14 protein-coding genes are annotated in these 17,512 nt (G+C 71.2%); 12 read left to right on the top strand and 2 right to left on the bottom strand.

Going from position 1 to position 17,512, the window contains the following annotated elements; translation table 11 throughout:
* Nucleotides 1-5 precede the first annotated feature (5 nt).
* On the top strand, nt 6-1,226 hold the full coding sequence (locus AADR41_RS05220) for an MFS transporter (protein WP_342280185.1): 1,221 nt from the start codon (nt 6-8) through the stop codon (nt 1,224-1,226).
* 86 nt (nt 1,227-1,312) lie between these two features.
* Here the strand turns inward: AADR41_RS05220 and AADR41_RS05215 are convergent, their stop codons facing one another.
* A complete protein-coding gene (locus AADR41_RS05215; protein ID WP_342280184.1) occupies nt 1,313-2,170 on the bottom strand; it encodes a MurR/RpiR family transcriptional regulator in 858 nt (285 codons plus the stop codon).
* A gap of 59 nt (nt 2,171-2,229) precedes the next feature.
* Between AADR41_RS05215 and AADR41_RS05210 the strand changes: the two genes are divergently transcribed.
* Entirely contained in the window at nt 2,230-3,096 is an 867-nt protein-coding gene (locus tag AADR41_RS05210; protein ID WP_342280183.1) for an EamA family transporter, read from the top strand.
* 67 nt (nt 3,097-3,163) lie between these two features.
* Here the strand turns inward: AADR41_RS05210 and AADR41_RS05205 are convergent, their stop codons facing one another.
* Nucleotides 3,164-4,273, bottom strand: coding sequence for a LacI family DNA-binding transcriptional regulator (locus tag AADR41_RS05205; RefSeq protein ID WP_342280182.1), 1,110 nt, complete (start codon nt 4,271-4,273; stop codon nt 3,164-3,166).
* A 225-nt stretch (nt 4,274-4,498) separates the two neighbouring features.
* On the opposite strand from AADR41_RS05205, the gene AADR41_RS05200 reads away from it, so the two are divergent.
* The 10 genes from AADR41_RS05200 to AADR41_RS05155 are packed head-to-tail and all read left to right on the top strand — an operon-like array spanning nt 4,499 to nt 17,512.
* Entirely contained in the window at nt 4,499-5,767 is a 1,269-nt protein-coding gene (locus AADR41_RS05200; RefSeq protein ID WP_342280181.1) for an ABC transporter substrate-binding protein, read from the top strand.
* A 12-nt stretch (nt 5,768-5,779) separates the two neighbouring features.
* Nucleotides 5,780-6,748, top strand: coding sequence for a carbohydrate ABC transporter permease (locus AADR41_RS05195; protein ID WP_342280180.1), 969 nt, complete (start codon nt 5,780-5,782; stop codon nt 6,746-6,748).
* On the top strand, nt 6,735-7,658 hold the full coding sequence (locus tag AADR41_RS05190; RefSeq protein ID WP_342280179.1) for a carbohydrate ABC transporter permease: 924 nt from the start codon (nt 6,735-6,737) through the stop codon (nt 7,656-7,658). The genes AADR41_RS05195 and AADR41_RS05190 overlap by 14 nt, the downstream gene beginning before the upstream one ends.
* Nucleotides 7,659-7,702: 44 nt before the next feature.
* A complete protein-coding gene (locus tag AADR41_RS05185; RefSeq protein WP_342280178.1) occupies nt 7,703-8,467 on the top strand; it encodes an SDR family NAD(P)-dependent oxidoreductase in 765 nt (254 codons plus the stop codon).
* Entirely contained in the window at nt 8,455-10,245 is a 1,791-nt protein-coding gene (locus AADR41_RS05180; protein WP_342280177.1) for a heparinase II/III domain-containing protein, read from the top strand. The genes AADR41_RS05185 and AADR41_RS05180 overlap by 13 nt, the downstream gene beginning before the upstream one ends.
* 3 nt (nt 10,246-10,248) lie before the next feature.
* Nucleotides 10,249-12,234: a hypothetical protein gene (locus AADR41_RS05175; RefSeq protein ID WP_342280176.1), complete on the top strand. Its 1,986-nt coding sequence runs from the start codon at nt 10,249-10,251 to the stop codon at nt 12,232-12,234.
* A gap of 5 nt (nt 12,235-12,239) precedes the next feature.
* Nucleotides 12,240-12,842, top strand: a complete 603-nt coding sequence (locus AADR41_RS05170; RefSeq protein WP_342280175.1) for a DUF624 domain-containing protein — start codon at nt 12,240-12,242, stop codon at nt 12,840-12,842.
* Nucleotides 12,839-13,918, top strand: coding sequence for a right-handed parallel beta-helix repeat-containing protein (locus AADR41_RS05165; protein ID WP_342280174.1), 1,080 nt, complete (start codon nt 12,839-12,841; stop codon nt 13,916-13,918). The genes AADR41_RS05170 and AADR41_RS05165 overlap by 4 nt, the downstream gene beginning before the upstream one ends.
* On the top strand, nt 13,915-15,066 hold the full coding sequence (locus AADR41_RS05160) for an SGNH/GDSL hydrolase family protein (protein WP_342280173.1): 1,152 nt from the start codon (nt 13,915-13,917) through the stop codon (nt 15,064-15,066). Before AADR41_RS05165 ends, AADR41_RS05160 begins: the two co-directional genes overlap by 4 nt.
* A gap of 7 nt (nt 15,067-15,073) precedes the next feature.
* Nucleotides 15,074-17,512, top strand: a complete 2,439-nt coding sequence (locus tag AADR41_RS05155; RefSeq protein ID WP_342280172.1) for a polysaccharide lyase 8 family protein — start codon at nt 15,074-15,076, stop codon at nt 17,510-17,512.

Below are 17,512 nucleotides of genomic sequence, written 5' to 3'. Positions count from 1 at the left end.
GAACCATGGAGTCCACCGTCGAGGCACCCTCGACCCGTCCGGCACCCTTGCGGGTTCCGGCCTTCCGGCGGTTCGCGCTCGCCTCCCTCGTCTCGGCGACCGGCTCGGCGATGGCTCCGCTCGCACTCGCCTACGCGGTGATCGGCCAGGGCGGCGGAGCCGGGTCGCTCGGTGTGGTGCTGGCGACCAATTCGGTCCCCACCATCGTCTTCACCGTGGCGGGCGGTGTGCTCGCCGATCGAATCTCCCGCAGCCGGATCCTGTTCCTGAGCAATCTGCTGGCCGCGACCGCACAGGGCGTGCTCGCGACGCTCGTGGCCACCGGCCATGCCACAACGGCCTCGATCGCCGGGTGCGGCTTCGTCTCGGGGATCGCCACGGCCTTCACGGCTCCGGCCGCGACGGGCGTCGTGGCGCAGATCGTCGCGGCCGAGCATCTGCAACGGGCCAACGCGCTGCTCCGGCTTCCGAGCAATGCCGTCAAGGTGCTCGGCCCTGTTGCCGGAGGGGTGATCGTCGCGGTCGGCGGGCCGGCCTGGGCCCTGTCCTGGGACGCGCTCAGCTTTCTCGTCGCGGCGCTGCTCCTGCTCGGTCTGCGGCTGAGCGCACCGGTGACGACGAGCAGCGCCCTGGCCGATCTGCGGGCGGGGTGGTCCGGGTTCCGGTCGCGCACCTGGCTGTGGACGTACACCGCCGCGGGAACGGTGGTGGTCGCCGCGTGGCTGGCCGGGTTTCAGCTGCTCGGTCCGGTGGTCGCGGCCGAGCGCTACTCGGGGGCACGTTCCTGGGGACTGGTCCAGGGCGCGTTCGCCTTCGGGCTGCTGGCGGGAACGGTGGTGTGCCTGCGCTGGAAGCCGTACCGTCTGCTGGCCGTCGCCGTCGTCACCGGCGCCGGGCTCTGTCTGCCGCCGGCCGCGCTGGGTCTCGGCCTGCCCCTGCCGTGGGTGCTGCTCGGCGCCGTACTCGCGGGCATCGGGCTGGACATCACCGTCGTGGCGTGGAACACGGCGCTCCAACAGCACGTGCCACAGGAGGAGCTGGGCCGGATGAGCTCCTTCAACGGTGTCGGGGAGCGTCTCGCCATCCCGCTCGGCTACCTGATCACCGCGCTCGCCGTGCACGCCTGGGCCGACCGGAGCGTACTGCTGGTCTGCGCCGCTGTCATCGTGGCGGCCACCACCCTCAACCTCTGCGTCAGGGACGTGTACCGTGTCAATCGCCGCTGAGCGCGATCCGAGCGGCGTCCGGCACGGGTCCACCGGTGAATGGACCCGTGCCACGAGCCGCCCGTGAAGTCGCCTGTACGCGGCGGTCAGTAGGAGTGGTCGGCGGTGACGTCGGCCGAGAGGTGGAGTGTTCGTTCCGCCGTCGTCGTGCGCAGGGCGAGGAGGGTCTGGGCGAGTGCGTCGACGGTGACCAGGTGGGCGATGCGGCTGGCCGTGGTCTCCAGACCGAAGACCAGGTCCTGTCCCCCGGCGACCAGGGTGTGCGTGCTGGTCTCGCTCAGCGGTGACTGGGCATAGCTGGTCAGACCGATGACCTCGGCTCCGGCCAGACGGGCGCGGCGGGCGGTGTCGACCGTGCTGCGGGTGGCTCCGGTGTGGCTGATGGCCAGGCAGACGGCGCCCGGCGGGAGTTGCGCGGCGGAGAGCTGAGCGGTGAGGGCATCGACGGGGGCGTCGACGACACAGCCGAGGGCACGCAGCCGGTACGCGGCGTCGGCGGCCACGGCGGCGGAGAGGCCGGCCGCGGCGACCACTACGCGGGGAGCCGCGTCCAGTGCGGCGGCGGCAGCGCGGAGCCCGGTGGCGGTGAGGGTGGTGGCCAGGTCGTCGATTGCCTCGCGGGAGGCGTGCAGTGTGTCGGCCAGCGCACGGGCCGCCGGATCGTCGACGGGGTCCAGGGCCGGTGCGCCACTCGTCGGGCCCTGGCGTGCTGCCGCGATCTTCAGTTCCTGATAGCCGCGGAATCCGAGGCGCTGGCAGGCGCGGACGACCGACGACGGAGCCGTACCGGCCAGGGCCGCGACGTCGCTGACGCTGAGCCGGACCAGGTCGGCCCCCTGGTCGAGGATCACCTGCGCGACACGCGCCTCGGTCTCCCGGAGCTCCGGCAGTCTGGCCCTCACGTGGGCACCGAGCCGGTACCCGTCACTGGAATTCTGTTCCATGTGATTAGAGTAGCGCGGAATTCTGTTCCAGATACTCTGTTGCCGCAGGGAGCCCCGCCATGCCCTCGTTCCTTCCCCCCGGCTCAGCCGTGCCCTCGGCCGTGCTCTGCGCCGCCGTCCTCCATGCGCTGTGGAACGCGATGGCCCACCGCATCCCCGACAAACTCGTCGGCTTCACCCTCATCAACCTCGCGTACACCGGCTGCGCGGCGGTCATGGTCTGTCTCGTTCCGCTGCCCGAGGCCGGGGCCTGGCCGTTCATCCTGGTCTCCGCCGCACTGGAGGTGCTCTCCCAGCTCTTCCTGCTGCGGGCCTACCAGCTGGGCGACTTCGGCCAGATGTACCCCATCGCCCGTGGCACCGCGCCACTGCTCGTGGCCGTCGCCTCCGTGACGCTGCTGGGCCGGCCGATCTCCGCCGCCGAGACGGCGGGCGTACTGGTCATCTCGACCGGACTGGCCGCTCTGGCCTTCGCGGACGGGTGGCCCGGGCGCGCACAGCTGCCCGCGCTCGCCGCGGCGGTGGCCACCGGCACGGTCATCGCGGCCTACACCGTCGTCGACGGCACGGGGGTGCACCACTCCCGGACCGTCATCGGCTACATCGCCTGGCTCTTCCTCTGCCAGGGCCCCGTTCTGCCTCTGCTGGCGCTCGCCCGGCGGGGCCGTCCGCTGTTCGCGCAGCTGAAGCCGGTCCGCGGGATCGGCCTGACCGGCGGCGTCATCTCGCTGACCGCCTACGGCCTGGTCATCTGGGCGCAGGCCCACGGCGACCTCGCGACCATCGCGGCCCTGCGCGAGACCAGCATCCTCATCGCGGCGCTGATCGCCACGCTCCTGTTCCGCGAGCGGTTCGGGCGGCTGCGCCTCACCGCCGGCGCGGCCGTCCTCGCCGGCATCGTCGTACTCGAACTCGCCCATCCCTGAGCCTTCGATCCGACGGGGCGGCAGCGGCCGGGCCACGTCCGGCCACGATCCGCCGGACCCGCCACGGCTACACCGCCCGGCCCGCGACCTGCTGTTCCGGTACGCCCGGTGCCGGGATCGCGGCGGTCGCACCGACCGGCGCCGGGGCCGTCGACTCCCGCACGACCAGTCTCGGCCGGATGAGCAGCGACCGTCCCGCCGCCGGGGCCGAGTCGATCCGGGCCCGCAGCTGCTGGAAGGTCTCCGCGGCCATCTCCGGCAGCGGCTGGCGGACCGTGGTGAGCGGCGGTTCGAAGAGGTCGGCGAGGAGAATGTCGTCGAAGCCGACCACGGAGACGTCCTGACCGGCGCTGCGCCCGGCGTCCTTGGCCCCCCGGCAGATGCCGATCGCGCACATGTCGTTGATGGCGACGAACGCCGTGGGCGGGCGGGGGCCGCCGAGGAGCTCCCGGGCGGCGTTCCGCCCCAGCTCGGCCGCGTCCTTGTCGCCGAACTCGGTGGCGTCGGCGCCCGGCCAGACGATCGCGTCGGCCGGGTCGAGACCGCCCGCCTCCAGGGCGGCCCGGAAGCCGCGCAGGCGCTCGCGGCGGTTGACACTGTTGACCGAGCCGGAGACGAACGCCAGCCGGCGGTGACCGAGTTCCACCAGGTGACGGGTGGCGATCTCGGCGCCCATCGCGTTGTCGACGCTGATGGAGGCCAGCGACGGCGGATCCCCCGCCTGCGCGGTGCGGTCGAAGGCCACCATCTTCAGCCCTCGGCTCAGCAGTGGTGTCATGTGGTCCAGCGAGGGCAGCGAGGAGCAGAGCACCACTCCGCTCACCCCGTCCGCGAGCAGTTCCTCGCCGTACTTGAGCTCGCGGGCCGCGTCGCGCTCGCTGTTGCACAGCAGTACGTGGTACCCCTCGGCGAGCGCGATGGCCTCCAGCTCGCGGGCGAGCGCCCCCCAGAAGGGGTTGGCGACCGACGGCACGATGAGGCCGATGACCTTGATGCGGCCGGTCCGCAGCATCCGGGCGGCACGGTTGGGCCGGTAGCTGAGCTGCTCGATCACCTGCTCCACGCGAGCCAGCGTGGCCGCCTGCATACGGTCCGTCCGCCCATTGAGGACGTTGGAGACCGTGCTCGCGGAGACCCCCGCGGCCTCCGCGACCTGATGGATCGTTACCCCGCTCATGCCACCTCCGGTTCGGAACTCGCTAGACCATACCAGTGTATCGATTTACTGAACTTCGTTTACCGGTACACCCGTTAACATCCCTGAAAATTCATGTGCATCAGCTGTTGACGTCGCTCTCACGGCGTTCCTAGCATCAGTGCATCGATTTACCAGCACTTCCCAGCCATGGCTGGGTCTTATCGCTGGATCGGTCCACAGCCTCCACCTCAAAAGGGGTGTTCCATGCAACTCAAAAGACGGTCGCTGCTTGCCGCCATCGGCGCCGGTACCGCTGCCGCCGCGCTCAGCGGGTGCGGAACCGGCACTTCGGCGGCAGGCTCCGCCGACGGTCCCGCCGAAGGTGAGATCACTCTGCTCACCCCGATCTACGAAGGTGCCGACGGCAAGACGCTGTTGGAGAAGGAGATACTCGGCGGCTTCCGGAAGAAGTACCCGGACGTCAAGGTGAACGTGGACTACACCACGTACGCCCAGCTCAACGAGAAGATCACCACCGGTCTCGCGGGCGGTCTGCTGCCCGACGTGCTGATGATGGGCGTCGGCTGGATCCCGCCGTTCGCGGCCAAGAAGGCGATCGCCGAGCTGCCGGAGAAGTTCGCCACCGCGCACGACTACGAGAAGCGGGTGCTGGAGCCGTCCCGGTACGACGGCAAGCTGTACGCGCTGCCGGTCGTCCTCGACACCCGCATCGTCGTCTACCGCAAGGACCACTTCGCCGAGGCCGGCATCAAGAAGACCCCGGCGAACTGGGCCGAGCTGCGCGCCGTGGCCAAGCAGCTCACCAAGGACGGCCGGATCGGATTCGACCCGTTCTCCATCGATCTGCGCCAGTGCTGGGAGACCTTCCTCTTCGCCAACGGCGGCCAGCTGTTCAGCTCGGACGGCAAGAAGGTGCTGTTCAACGACGCCCGCGGGGTCGAGGCGCTGCAGTTCTTCAAGGACCTCGTCAAGGACGGTTCCGCCGACTACGCCAAGAAGACGGACGCCGGCGCCCCGTCGAACGTCCAGACCGGCAAGGCGTCGATGATGATGACGACCAGCGCGCTGTGGAGGCAGGCCAGCGACCAGTCGCCGGACCTGATCAAGGACGACAAGCTCGGGGCGTTCATCCTCGCGAACCGCAAGCCCGCGATGCTCCAGGGCGGCACGCTCGTCACCCAGTCCGCCAGTTCCAAGCATCCCGCGGCGGCCCGTGCGCTCGTCGAGTACCTCGCCACTCCCGAGTCGATCCTCGGCGCGGCCAAGCAGCGCGGTTCGGTGCCCGGCCTGAAGGACCTCAGCGACTCCTCGTACGTGAAGGAGAACAAGTTCGTCGACCTCTCCCTGCAGAGCATGGGCGACGCGTGCTCCGAGGGCGGCACCGCCGCGTGGATGGAGATCCGCGAAAAGATCAAGCCCACGCTGGAGCCCGCGATCGTGGGCAACCAGTCCGCGAAGGACGCCATCGCGGAACTCGGCAGGCTCGCCGAGGCCGCAATCGGCCGGATGTAAGGACCCGTCGCTGTGGGAGCTACATCCGTATTGAAGGCGCGCCCCGCGCCGCCCTCCGCCCCGGACGGACGCACGGTCGCGAAGAAGCGCACCGGCCGGGTACCGACGGGGCCGGGGCGCCGCAGGCAACGCGCCGGCATGCTGATGGTGGCGCCCGCGCTGCTGCATGCCTCGCTCTGGATCGGCCTGCCGGTCGTCGCATCGGTGGTCCTGGCCTTCACGAAGTACGACGTGCTGACGGCGCCGCAGTTCGTGGGTCTGGACAACTTCACCGAGATGATGGGCGACGCGGTGTTCCGCAAGTCCATCGTCAACACGGTCGTCTACACCTTCTTCACCGTGCCGTTCGGCATGATGCTGGGGCTGCTCGTCGCCCTGGCGCTGCACACCGGTCTGAAGGCCCGCGGCATCTTCCGCACCGCGGTCTTCCTGCCGCAGGTGACGGCGACCGTGGCGATCGCACTGGTCTGGCTGTGGATCTACAACCCGGGCAACGGGCTGCTGAACACGCTCCTGTCGTTCCTCGGGATCGACGGCCCGGCCTGGCTCGCCTCGACCTCGTGGGCGATGCCCTCGGTGATCCTGGTCGGCATCTGGCAGGGCATCGGCATGAAGATGCTCATCTACCTGGCCGCACTGCAGTCCCTGCCGAAGGAGCTGTACGAGGCGGCTTCGGTGGACGGTGCCTCGAAGGTGCGGCAGTTCTTCTCGATCACCCTGCCGCTGCTGAAGCCCGCGACGTTCTTCGTCCTCATCACGTCGATGATCAGCGCGTTCCAGTCCTTCGACCAGATCTACATCCTGACCGACGGCGGTCCCGCCAACAGCACCACGATGATGACGTACGAGATCTACAAGTCCGCCTTCCGGGAGTTCCGCGTCGGCTACGCCTGTGCCCAGTCACTGGTGCTGTTCGTGCTGCTGATGGGCTTCACCCTGGTCAACCGGCGGATCATGGGAGGCACCCGTGGCCACAACTGAGCTGCACGCGCCAAGGGTCGCGAAGAAGTCCCGGCCGGGGAAGAACGGCAAGCCGGTCACCGCCGGCCGGATCGCGCTCTACACGACCCTCACCGTCGTCTCGCTGCTGATGGTGGTGCCGTTCGTCTGGATGGTGCTCACCTCACTCAAGACCCCGGTGGAGATCGCCTCCCAGGACGCCGGACTGCTCCCGGAACACTGGGAGTTCGGGAACTACGTCGACGCGCTGAAGGCGGCGCCGTTCGCGACGTACGCACGCAACAGCTTCATCATCGCCTTCAGCCACACCCTCATCAACGTGGTCGTGGCGTCGATGGCCGGGTACTCGCTGGCCCGGATCAAGTTCCGGGGCAGCGAGGTCATCTTCTACCTCTTCATCGCCGCGCTGATGATCCCCACGTACACCAAGGTGCTGCCGGAGTTCCTGATCGTCCGCTTCATGCCGCTGGCCGGCGGGAACGACATCCTCGGCCAGGGCGGCAGCGGCTGGCTGGACTCCTGGTGGGCGCTGATCGTTCCCGGCGCCGTCACCCCCTTCGCGGTCTTCCTCTTCCGCCAGTTCTATCTGGACCTTCCGGTGGAGCTGGAGGAGGCGGCCAGGCTCGACGGTCTGGGCGAGTTCCGGATCTACGCCCGGATCATGACGCCGCAGGTCAAGCCCGCGCTCACCACCGTGGCGCTGCTGACCTTCGAGTCGTCGTGGAACAACTTCCTCTGGCCACTGCTGGTGACCCGCACGGACAGCCTGCGGGTGATCCAGGTGGGGCTCTCCGTCTTCAAGACGGAGAACGGCCCCCAATGGCACTTCCTCATGGCCGGCACCACGCTGGCCACGCTGCCCATGGTCATTCTCTTCCTCATCGGCCAGCGCTACTTCGTGCAGGGGTTCGCGACCGCCGGTCTCAAGTGACCGGATCGAACCCCGACGACCGTTCTTCGAAAGGTACTTACTCCATGTCTGCTGATCTCAACGGCTCCCGCGCACTGGTGACAGGGGCGGGCCACGGCATCGGCCGCGCCATCGCCGTCGCGCTCGCCGAGGCCGGCGCGGACGTCGCCGTCCACTACCACTCCTCCGCCGACGAGGCCGCGAAGACGGTCTCCGCGATCGAGGCGCTGGGCCGCCGGGCGAAGGCGTTCAAGGCCGATGTCACCGTGACCGCCGATGTGGACCGGCTCGTCGAAGAGGCGACCGGCTTCCTCGGCGGGCTGGACGTACTGGTCTGCAACGCGGGACATCTGATCGGCCGGGCCACCATCGCCGAGATGTCCGACGACCACTTCGACCAGGTCCTCTCCACCAATCTGACGTCCACGTTCCGCACCGTGCGCGCCGCGATCCCCCACCTGAAGGAGTCGTCGGCCGGCCGCGTCATCACGATGTCCTCGCTGGCCGCCCACAACGGCGGCGGCCCCGGCTCGGTGGCCTACGCGGCGGCCAAGGCCGGTGTGCGCGGCTTCACCAAGGGGCTGGCCAAGGAGCTCGGGGGCACCGGCATCACGGTCAACTCCGTCGCACCCGGCTTCATCAAGGGCACCGCCTTCCACGACACGTTCACCGCCCCCGAGGCGCAGCAGGCCATGGAGGCGGGCATCCCGGTCGGCCGGGCCGGCACCCCCGAGGACGTCGGCGCCGCGGTCGTCCATCTGGCCTCGCCGTCGTCCGGCTTCCTCACCGCCACCACGGTGGACATCGACGGTGGCGTGTGGCCGCGTTGAGGCGGATCGCCCGGGAGCGGGGCGGCTGGTGGCACGCGTACGTCTGCCCGGCGCACGGCGTGGAGCTCGACCACGGTGACCTGCTCTCCGGGGTGTTCCCCGAGGGCGGTGCGCGCTGCGCGTACGGCTGCCGGGTGGACGACGAGGCGGTGCGCGGCGCCTGGCTGGTGCTCTCGCACCAGGCGTGGGCGCGGCACCTGCGGGTGCTCGCCCACCGCAAGGAGCGCGCGGAGTCGGTGTCGCGGCTGGTGGAGTACGCGGGGCTGTACGCCTCGCTGGCCACCGAGCGGCACGGCGAGGCCCAGTCCTGGATGCTGCGCGGCCGGCTCTTCCACCAGGCACTGACCGACGCCATCTGGGCGGTGAACGTCGGGCACGCCGTGATCACGCTCGCCGAGCAGTCGACCGAGGACCTGGCTCCGGTGCTGCCACTGCTGGACGCGCTGGAGCAGGCCGCGCTCGACGCCCGGGACGTGCTCACCGGTCAGGGCCATCTCGCCTCCAACTACACCGCGTGGCTCAACGCGGCCGGCGCGGCGGCGAGCCGGGGCGGTGCGGCGGCCCGCGGCCAGGATTGGCACGGTGCCGGGCAGTGGCTGGAGGGCGAGCACGGGCTGTACGCGCATCTGCGCGTCGCGGTCGCCGACGACGGCTGGGAGTGGGAAGGCAGCACCTACTACCACGGGTTCGTGCTGCGGGCGGCGCTGCTGGCGCTGCGGGGCACCGACCCCGCCGCCGTGCCGTCCGACGTAATGGACGTGCTGGCCGGGATGACGGATGTGCTGGCGACGATCGCCACGCCGGGCGGCATCCTGCCGGCGCTGCACGACGGCCCGTATCTGCGCCATCCGCTCGCCCTGGAGTGGCTCGAACTCACGTCCCTGGCTCAGCAGTTGGTGCCCTCTCCGGCACTGGAAGCGGTGGCCGGGCGGGCCCGTGCCGAGCTCGGCGCGCAGGACGACGGGCTCGATCGCGAGCTGGACGGCTGGTTCGCCGGGCCGCCGCTGCCCAAGCGGCCGGCGCCCGGTCCGGTGACGGTGTTCCCGACCGCCGGGTACGCGGTGCTGCGGCATGCGGGCGTCCACGCGCTGCTGGACTTCGGTCCGCACGGCGGCTCGCACGGCCATCGGGACAAGCTGTCGCTCTATCTGTACGGGGACACCACGCCGTGGCAGCCCGACCCGGGCCAAGTCCCTTACGCACATGCCGAGTTCCGGGATCTGTACGCGTCCACGGAGGCCCACCCGGCGTTCCGGGTGGACGGCGCCGAACAGGCCGAGTGCACCGGGCGGCTGCTCGGCTCGGACGGTTCGTCCGTCACCGCCGAGGTGACGACCGCGTACGAGGGTGTGCGCGCGGTGCGACGGGTGGTGCTCGGTGACAGCTATCTGGTCGACCTGCTGACGGTGCGGGCCGAGGAGGAGCGGCGCCTCACCGCGCAGCTTCGTCCCGGTGTGGCGCTGGACGTCCAGCTCCAGGCCCCGGGCGGGGTCCGCACCACCTGGTACGGCGACGAGACCCTGCACGGCTGGCACACCCACACCCCCGGTGCGGCGGTGCGTCCGGTCTCCGGGCCGGGCCCCGGCCCTGCGGACGACCCGCAACGGGTGCGCACCCGGGTCGACTTCACCGCCCAGTCGGACCTGGTCACCTTCGCCTCGGTGTACCAGGCGGCGTCGGCCGGGCCCGCCGTGGCCGACGTGACGCTGGACGGTGACGGGGTACTGACGGTCTCGCTGACCGACGGCAGCACAGCACGGTTCCGGACGGAGGACTGACCCTTGTTGCTCTCGGCGACCCCGCCGCCGGGCCCGCGCCCCGCGCAGCAGGCCCGGCTGTACGAGGAGGCGGCCCGCCACCGCGGGCTGACTCCGCCCCGTACGCATCCCCTGGCCAGCATCACCTGGCTCGGCCCGGCCGCCTCCAACCCGGCGCTGGCCCACCGGGTGAGCGGCGACCCGGTCCATCTGGCGGAGAGCCGGCGCTGGATCGAGGCCGCGGTGCGGCTGCCGCACTGGGGCAAGGCCCACATGCCGGACCACGATCTGGACGCCGGCTGGCTGCTGCACCACCTCTCGCTCGCCTACCGGTGGATCGGTGACGACCTGCCGGACGGCGTGCGGGCGCTGCTGCGGTACAAGCTGCTGCTCCAGGGGCGGCGGATGTACGAGTTCGCGGTGGCGAGCGAGGGCCGCTGGTGGTCGTCCTCGTACTGGCAGAACCACAACTGGATCTGCTACGCCGGTCTGGCGACGGCCGGTTATGTGCTGGGCAAGGAGGAGTGGACCGAGCGCGCCAAGGACAATCTCGGCACGGTCCTCGATCTGATGCCGGACGACGGCTCGCACGCCGAGGGGGTCGTCTACTGGCGTTACGGAGTGCCGTTCCTCGCCATTCACCTGGATCTCCTCCAGGAGGCGGAGGGCATCGACTGGTGGCAGCGGGGCGGTTTCCTCCCGAACACCTTCCACTACCGGCTGCACCAGCTGGCCCCCGGCTTCGCGTTCAACGTCGACCACGGCGACTGCCACGACCGGCGCAGCGGACACAGCGCCGGCCTGTACTACCGGCTCGCTGCGCAGTACGGGATTCCCCAGGCCCAGTGGCTGGGCGATCTCGCCTCGGGCGAGCTGCTGTGGCAGGAGGCGGCACAGAGCGGGGTGCGGCCGGGGATCCTGCCGGAGGCGTATCTCGAATACCTCTGGTACGACCCGTCCGTGGCCGGCGCCCGTCCCACCGCGACCCGGGCGTTCTTCCCGGATCTCGGGCTGCTCGCGGCCCGCACCGGATGGGACGACGACGCCACGCTCGTCTCGTTCAAGGCGAGCCCGGGCGGTGGCCACAAGGCGTGGGAGACCTCCGAGAAGCACCGGGCGGAGCTGGGCTGGGAGACCCTCAACCAGGGCCACCACCACCCCGATTCGGGCTCGTTCGTGCTGGTGTCGCAGGGTGAGTTCCTCGCGGTCGACGAGGGTTACAGCAACCGGAAGCGGGCCGCGCACCACAATCTGCTGCTGGTGGACGGCCAGGGATACGCGGACGAGGACCGCTACCACGTCTACAAGGACATCCCTTACGAGCGGCAGGCCCGGCAGCGCGATGTGCTCGCCGGTCCCGACTGCGGGTGGGCGCACGCCACGGCGGAGATCGCCGCGATGTACGACCCGGCCCTGGGCGTGCGGCGGCTGGACCGGACGCTGGTGTTCACGCCGTCGGGGCGGCTCGTGCTGCTGGATCTCGCGGAGGCGGACACGGAGCGGGAGTGGACGTTCCTGCTGCAGACCGACCGGCCCACCGAGCCGGGGCCGGACGGCGGCCGGCTGATCCGGTCCGGGGCGGCCTCCGCCCTGGTGCGGCAGTTCGCGCCGCAGGACGCCTCGGTCGTCTCCGAGGCCACCGAGGTGGAGGCCAATCCGACGTCCAGCACGCCGGAGCTGCGGCTCACCCGCACCCTGCACACCCTGAGCGCGACGACCGCCCGCTCGGCGGACGCGCTCTTCCTCACCTCGATCGTCCCGGGCCCCGCACCGGCCGCCGCCGAGCGGGTGCCGTGCACGCAGGGCCAGGGCGTCACCTTCGGCGAGGAGACCGTGCTCCTGTCCCCCGTCGCCCGCCGGATCCGTACCGCCTCGGTGTCGGCGGACGCGGCGGCGGTGCTGCTCGGCGCCGAGGGCTCGGCGCCGTACGTGGTGGCGGCCACCCGGCTGGAGCTGGACGGCCGCGTGCTGCTCGATGTCCCGGAGCCGTACACAGGAAAGGTCGGCTGATCACCATGCAGGCAACCCTCTCGTCCACCTGGCCGACGCTGTTGCGGCGGCTGGAGTTCGTGGCCTACCCGGCGGCCGCCGGGGCCGCGTTCACCGTGCTCTCGCTCGGTGTCGTGACCTGGCTTCCCGCGCTCGCCGCGATGGGGCACGCACTCCAGCGGTGGCGGGCGGAGGGTGACAGCCGATGCTTCACCAACACCTTCACCGCCTTCCCCCGGTACTGGCGGTCCCTGTGGCGCCACTGTCTGGCGTCCACCGCGGCGGCCGTCGTACTGGCCGCCAACATCGTCCATCTGCTGGGCCGTCCGGAGCCGTGGACGTTCGTGCTGCTCGCCGCGCAGGTGGGCATCGTGGCCGCCCTCACCATCCACCATGTGGCGCTCGCGGCCGAGGCGGGCCGCTCGCCGCACGGAACGGTCCGCACCTGGTCGCGCGGTGCGCTGGCCCTCGGCTTCGGGTCGGCGGCCCGTGGCACCGCACTGCTCGGCGCGGTGATCTCCGCCGCGCTGCTCTCGCTCGTCGTACCGCTGGGGCCCCTGCTCCTCGGCCCCAGCATCCCCGTACTGCTCGCCCTGTCCTTCGCAGACCCCAGGAGGCACACCCCATGAGCCGTGTACTGCGCACCACCCTCGTCGCCGCGCTCGCCGCCGGCGCGCCGCTCGCCTTCCCGCCGCCGTCCGTCGCCGCCGAGGCCGCCACGGCGTACTACGTGTCGCCGTCCGGCAGCGACTCCAACGCCGGTACGTCGGCGGGGGCCCCGCTCGCCACGATCCAGAAGGCGGTCGATCTGGCGCCGACGGGCGCGGTGGTGAACCTCGCCGCCGGTACGTACAAGCAGGACGTGGTGACCAAGCGCGCCGGTGTCACCCTCACGGGCCCGGCGAACGCCGTGGTGAAGGGGGCCGGCGACGCCCGGATCATCCAGGTGCAGCACGACTCGACGACGCTCAGCGGCTTCACCGTGGACGGGCTGCACGGGTCGTCCACCGATGTGTCGGGTTACCGCCTCAAGCTCATCTATGTCATGAGCACGACCCCCGGCAACGGGGTGGGCGGTCTGCGCATCACCGGAATGACACTGAAGAACGCCGCCGACGAGTGCCTTCGGGTGCGCTATCTGGTGACCGGCGCGGACATCTCCGACAACACGATCACCAACTGCGGGGTCAACGACTTCAAGTTCGGCGGCGGCGGCAAGAACGGCGAGGGCATCTACCTCGGCACCGCACCGGAGCAGCAGGGGGCGAACGGCGCCCCGGACGCGGCCCCCGACATCAGCAGGAACAACCGCATCCATCACAACACCATCGCCACCCAGGGCAACGAGTGCGTGGACGTGAAGGAGAACTCGACCAACAACTACGTCGAGTACAACGACTGCAGCGGCCAGAAGGACTCCAGCTCCGGCGGGCTGGACGCGCGCGGCAGCGGCAACATCTTCCGTTACAACACCATTCACGACAACGTGGGTTCGGGCATCCGGCTCGGCGGTGACACCGCGACCGACGGCGTGAACACCAGTATTTACGGCAACACCATCACCGGTAACGCGGGCGGCGGCATCAAGTTCATGCGCACCCCGCAAGGTCCGGTGTGCACCAACACCATGAGCGGCAACACCGGTGGCGACGCGGTCGGCACCTACGGCAGCGAGTACGACCCGACGGGTGCGTGCCCCCAGTGACCGGGCGAGGGCCCGCGAGACGCGGGGTACTGACGGCGGCGGCCTCTCTGGCGGCGGTCGCGGCCACGGCGCCCGGGGCGCAGGCGGCCGAGCGGTCGGGCGGCGGCACGGCCCGGTCGCGCTGGACGACGTCGTGGGCGACCGCGCAGACCGCGCCGACCGCCACGGACACGGTGGCGAGCGCCGGCCTGACCGACGGCACGTGCGTCGCCAACGTACGGCTCTCCGCGGGCGGAAACGTCCGGCTGCGCTACGCGCACGCCTTCGGCACGGTACCGGTCCTCGTCGGCCCGGTGACGGCGGGCGGCCTGCCGGTGACGTTCGGCGGGCAGCGGCAGGCGTGGCTCGCCGCGGGGTCCTCGCTGACCAGCGACGCGGTCGCCGGGCTGCGTGCCCCGGAGGCCTCGCGGCTGACGGTCGAGACCCGGCTTCCCGGCCCCACCGGTCCGCTCTCCTTCCACCGCAACACCCACGCCTCGCACTCCGTCGACGGCGAGCGCACCACCTCGGTGTTCCTGCTGACGGGCGTCGACGTGACGGGTGCGCACGGGCCCGTGATCGCGGTGCTCGGCGACTCCATCACGGAGGGTGTCGGCACACCCGACGACGCCGATCTGCGCTGGCCCGACCAGCTGGCCCGGCGGCTGCCCGGCTCGGCCGTCGCCAATCTCGGCATCAGCGGCAACCGGCTGCTGCTGGACGACGCCAGGTTCGGGCCGGGCGGACAGTCCCGATTCGACCGCGATGTGCTGTCGCTGCCCGGACTGCGCACCGTCCTCGTCCACCTCGGCGTCAACGACCTCCAGCAGCCGCCCAGCCAGACCGATCCGGCGCTCGTCCTGGCCGGGTACCGGCAACTGGTGCTGCGTGCGCGCAACGCCGGGCTGCGGGCGGTCGGCGCGACCATCGCCCCGTTCGGCGGCTGGACCCGCTGGACGCCCGAGCTCGAAGCGGTCCGGCAGCGGATCAACGCGGCGGTGCGCACCGGCCGGATCTTCGACGCCGTCGTCGACTTCGACGCGGCACTGCGCGACGCGCAGAACCCGGCACGGCTGCTGCCCGCGTACGACAGCGGGGACGGACTCCACCCCAACCCTTCCGGTCACGCCGCGCTGGCAGCGGCCGTCGACCGCCGAAATCTCCTGTGAGGGCCGCATGACGAACCCAGGCACCACTCCAGGCACCATTCCGGGCACCACCCGGCGCACCGTTCTCGCCGGGGCGGCGGCACTCGGCGCGGCCGCCGCGCTCCCGCTCACCGCCGCCACGGGCACCGCGCACGCGACGGCCCCGGCCGCCGTCACCGACGACCCCGCCTCCCTGCGCTCCCGCTGGCACACCCTGCTCACCGGTGGGCCCGGCCTCGACCTGACGGACCCGCAGATCGCCGCCGCCGTGGCCCGGATCGGCAAGGCCGCGACCACCTCGGTCAAGGGTCTCGACCCGGCCCGGACCGACGGGCTGTTCCCCGATCTGACCAGCACCACGCTCTCGAACCATGTGACGACATCGTTCAAGCGGCTCGCCACGGTCGCGACCGCCTGGGCCGTCCCCGGTACCCCGCAGTACGGCGACACCGCGCTGCGCGATCTGCTGCTGGCCGGCCTCGACTGGATGCTGACCAACCGCTACGGCGCCGGCCACACCCGGTTCGACAACGACTGGGACTGGGAGATCGGCTCCGCGCTCGCCCTCAACGACGCGTCCGTGCTGCTGTACGACGTGCTGGGCACGGAGCGGCTGGGCCGGATCACCGCGGCCGTACGGCACTACACGCCCGACCCGAACCTCTGGCGGGCCGACCGGCAGATCGCCACCGGCGCCAACCGGGTCTGGATCTCCACCGTGGTCGCCGTCAACGCGGTGCTCACCGGGACCGGCGGCGACCTGGCCCGGGTCCGTGACGCTCTTTCGGACGTCGAGGGTTCGGGCGCCAACAGCGTCCTCGCCTTCAACGACGCGAGCGCCGCGGCGGAGGGCACCGGCGAGGGCTTCTACTCCGACGGTTCCTTCCTCCAGCACTACAAGCACCCGTACAACGGCGGGTACGGCAAGGAGCTGCTGAACAACCTGTCCCGGCTGCTGAACCTCCTCGCCGGGACCGAGTGGGCGGTCACCGACCCCGACCTCGACAACATCCGCGGCTGGGTCGACGACGGCTTCGACCCGCTGCTGGTGCGCGGCGACGTGATGGCCTCGGTGTGCGGGCGTGAGATCGCCCGGCCCAGCAAGCAGGGCCATGTGTCGGCGCAGACGGTCATCGAGGCGGTGGTGCGGCTGATCCCGAGCTTCCCCGGCGAGACGGCCGACCGTTTCACCTCCCTGGTCAAGCAGTGGATCGCCGAGGACACCTACCGGGACTTCCTGGCCGTCACCGACCTGGCCTCGCTGGTCGCCGCCCGGCAGGTCATCGCCTCCGCGGTGCCGGCGCGGGGGCCGCTGGTCGCGCACAAGCAGCACCCGCGGATGGACAAGGCGGCCCACCACCGGCCGTCGTTCGCGCTCGGCATCTCGGCGTACTCGTCCCGGATCTACAACTACGAGTCGATCCAGAACGAGAACCTGCACGCCTGGCACCTCTCCGACGGCATGGTCCTGCTCTACACCGACGACCTCGGCCACTACAGCGAGGACTACTGGCCGACCGTCGACCCGGCCCGGCTGCCCGGCACCACCGTCATCGCGGGCCGCCCGGCCGACGCGGCGGGGCAGCGCACCACCAGTACGGCCGACTGGACGGGCGGCACCTCACTGCCCGGCACCACGCTCGGTGCGTACGGCATGGAGCTGCGCGCGTACGGCAGTTCGCTGCACGGGCTGAAGAGCTGGTTCTGTCTGGACGACGTGATCGCCTGCGTCGGTTCGGGCATCGGCGCCGACGCGGGCACGGCCGAGACGGTCGTGGAGAACCGGAAACTGCGCGACCCGAAGGCGGCCCTGCTGGTCAACGGCGCCGCGGCGCCCACGGACGCCGGCTGGTCGGCCCGCCTCGACAAGGTCCGGTGGCTGCATGTGGCCGGAACCGGCGGCTATGTCTTCCCCGAGCCGGCCACGCTGAACGGTCTGCGCGAGGAGCGCACCGCGACCTGGCGCGAGATCAACCTCAAGTACGGCACGGACACCTCGGTCACCCGCCCGTATCTGACGCTCTGGCAGGACCACGGTGCCGCACCGAGCGGGGCCGGCTACTTCTGGCTCCAGGCCCCGGCCGCCTCGGCCGAGCGGACCGAGCAGTGGTCGGCCGCGCCGCCGGTGAAGCTGATCGCCCGCTCCACCGCCGTGCACGCGGTGCAGCGCTGCGCGGACGGGCTGGTCGCCGCGAACTTCTGGACCGCCGGCTCCGTCCGGAACCTCGCCTCGGACGGCCCCGCCTCGGTGCTGGTGCGGCCGGACGGGAAGACGGTGAAGGTGTCGCTGTCCGACCCGACCCAGCTGCGGTCCTCGGTCGTGCTGGACCTGGCTCAGCGTGGCCTGAGCGTCGTCTCCGCCGATCCGGGCGTGAGCGCCCGGTCCACCAAGGACGGCGTCCGGATCACCGCCGACACCACCGGCCGCCACGGCGCAACCCTCAACCTCACCCTGAAGAGGAGCTAG

Origin of the sequence: Streptomyces sp. CLV115, assembly GCF_038448545.1 — a bacterium.
In the GTDB taxonomy this organism is placed as follows: domain Bacteria; phylum Actinomycetota; class Actinomycetes; order Streptomycetales; family Streptomycetaceae; genus Streptomyces; species Streptomyces sanglieri.
Note: the sequence above shows the minus strand (reverse complement) of the source record. Positions and strands in the feature narration are given on the sequence as shown.

Bases quoted from the DNA above. Each gene is read 5' to 3' on its own strand.
- AADR41_RS05205 (WP_342280182.1), bottom strand. From the start codon at position 4,273: ATGAGCGGGGTAACGATCCATCAGGTCGCGGAGGCCGCGGGGGTCTCC.
- AADR41_RS05215 (WP_342280184.1), bottom strand. From the start codon at position 2,170: ATGGAACAGAATTCCAGTGACGGGTACCGGCTCGGTGCCCACGTGAGG.
- AADR41_RS05155 (WP_342280172.1), top strand. From the start codon at position 15,074: ATGACGAACCCAGGCACCACTCCAGGCACCATTCCGGGCACCACCCGG.
- AADR41_RS05165 (WP_342280174.1), top strand. From the start codon at position 12,839: ATGAGCCGTGTACTGCGCACCACCCTCGTCGCCGCGCTCGCCGCCGGC.
- AADR41_RS05170 (WP_342280175.1), top strand. From the start codon at position 12,240: ATGCAGGCAACCCTCTCGTCCACCTGGCCGACGCTGTTGCGGCGGCTG.
- AADR41_RS05220 (WP_342280185.1), top strand. From the start codon at position 6: ATGGAGTCCACCGTCGAGGCACCCTCGACCCGTCCGGCACCCTTGCGG.
- AADR41_RS05200 (WP_342280181.1), top strand. From the start codon at position 4,499: ATGCAACTCAAAAGACGGTCGCTGCTTGCCGCCATCGGCGCCGGTACC.
- AADR41_RS05185 (WP_342280178.1), top strand. From the start codon at position 7,703: ATGTCTGCTGATCTCAACGGCTCCCGCGCACTGGTGACAGGGGCGGGC.
- AADR41_RS05210 (WP_342280183.1), top strand. From the start codon at position 2,230: ATGCCCTCGTTCCTTCCCCCCGGCTCAGCCGTGCCCTCGGCCGTGCTC.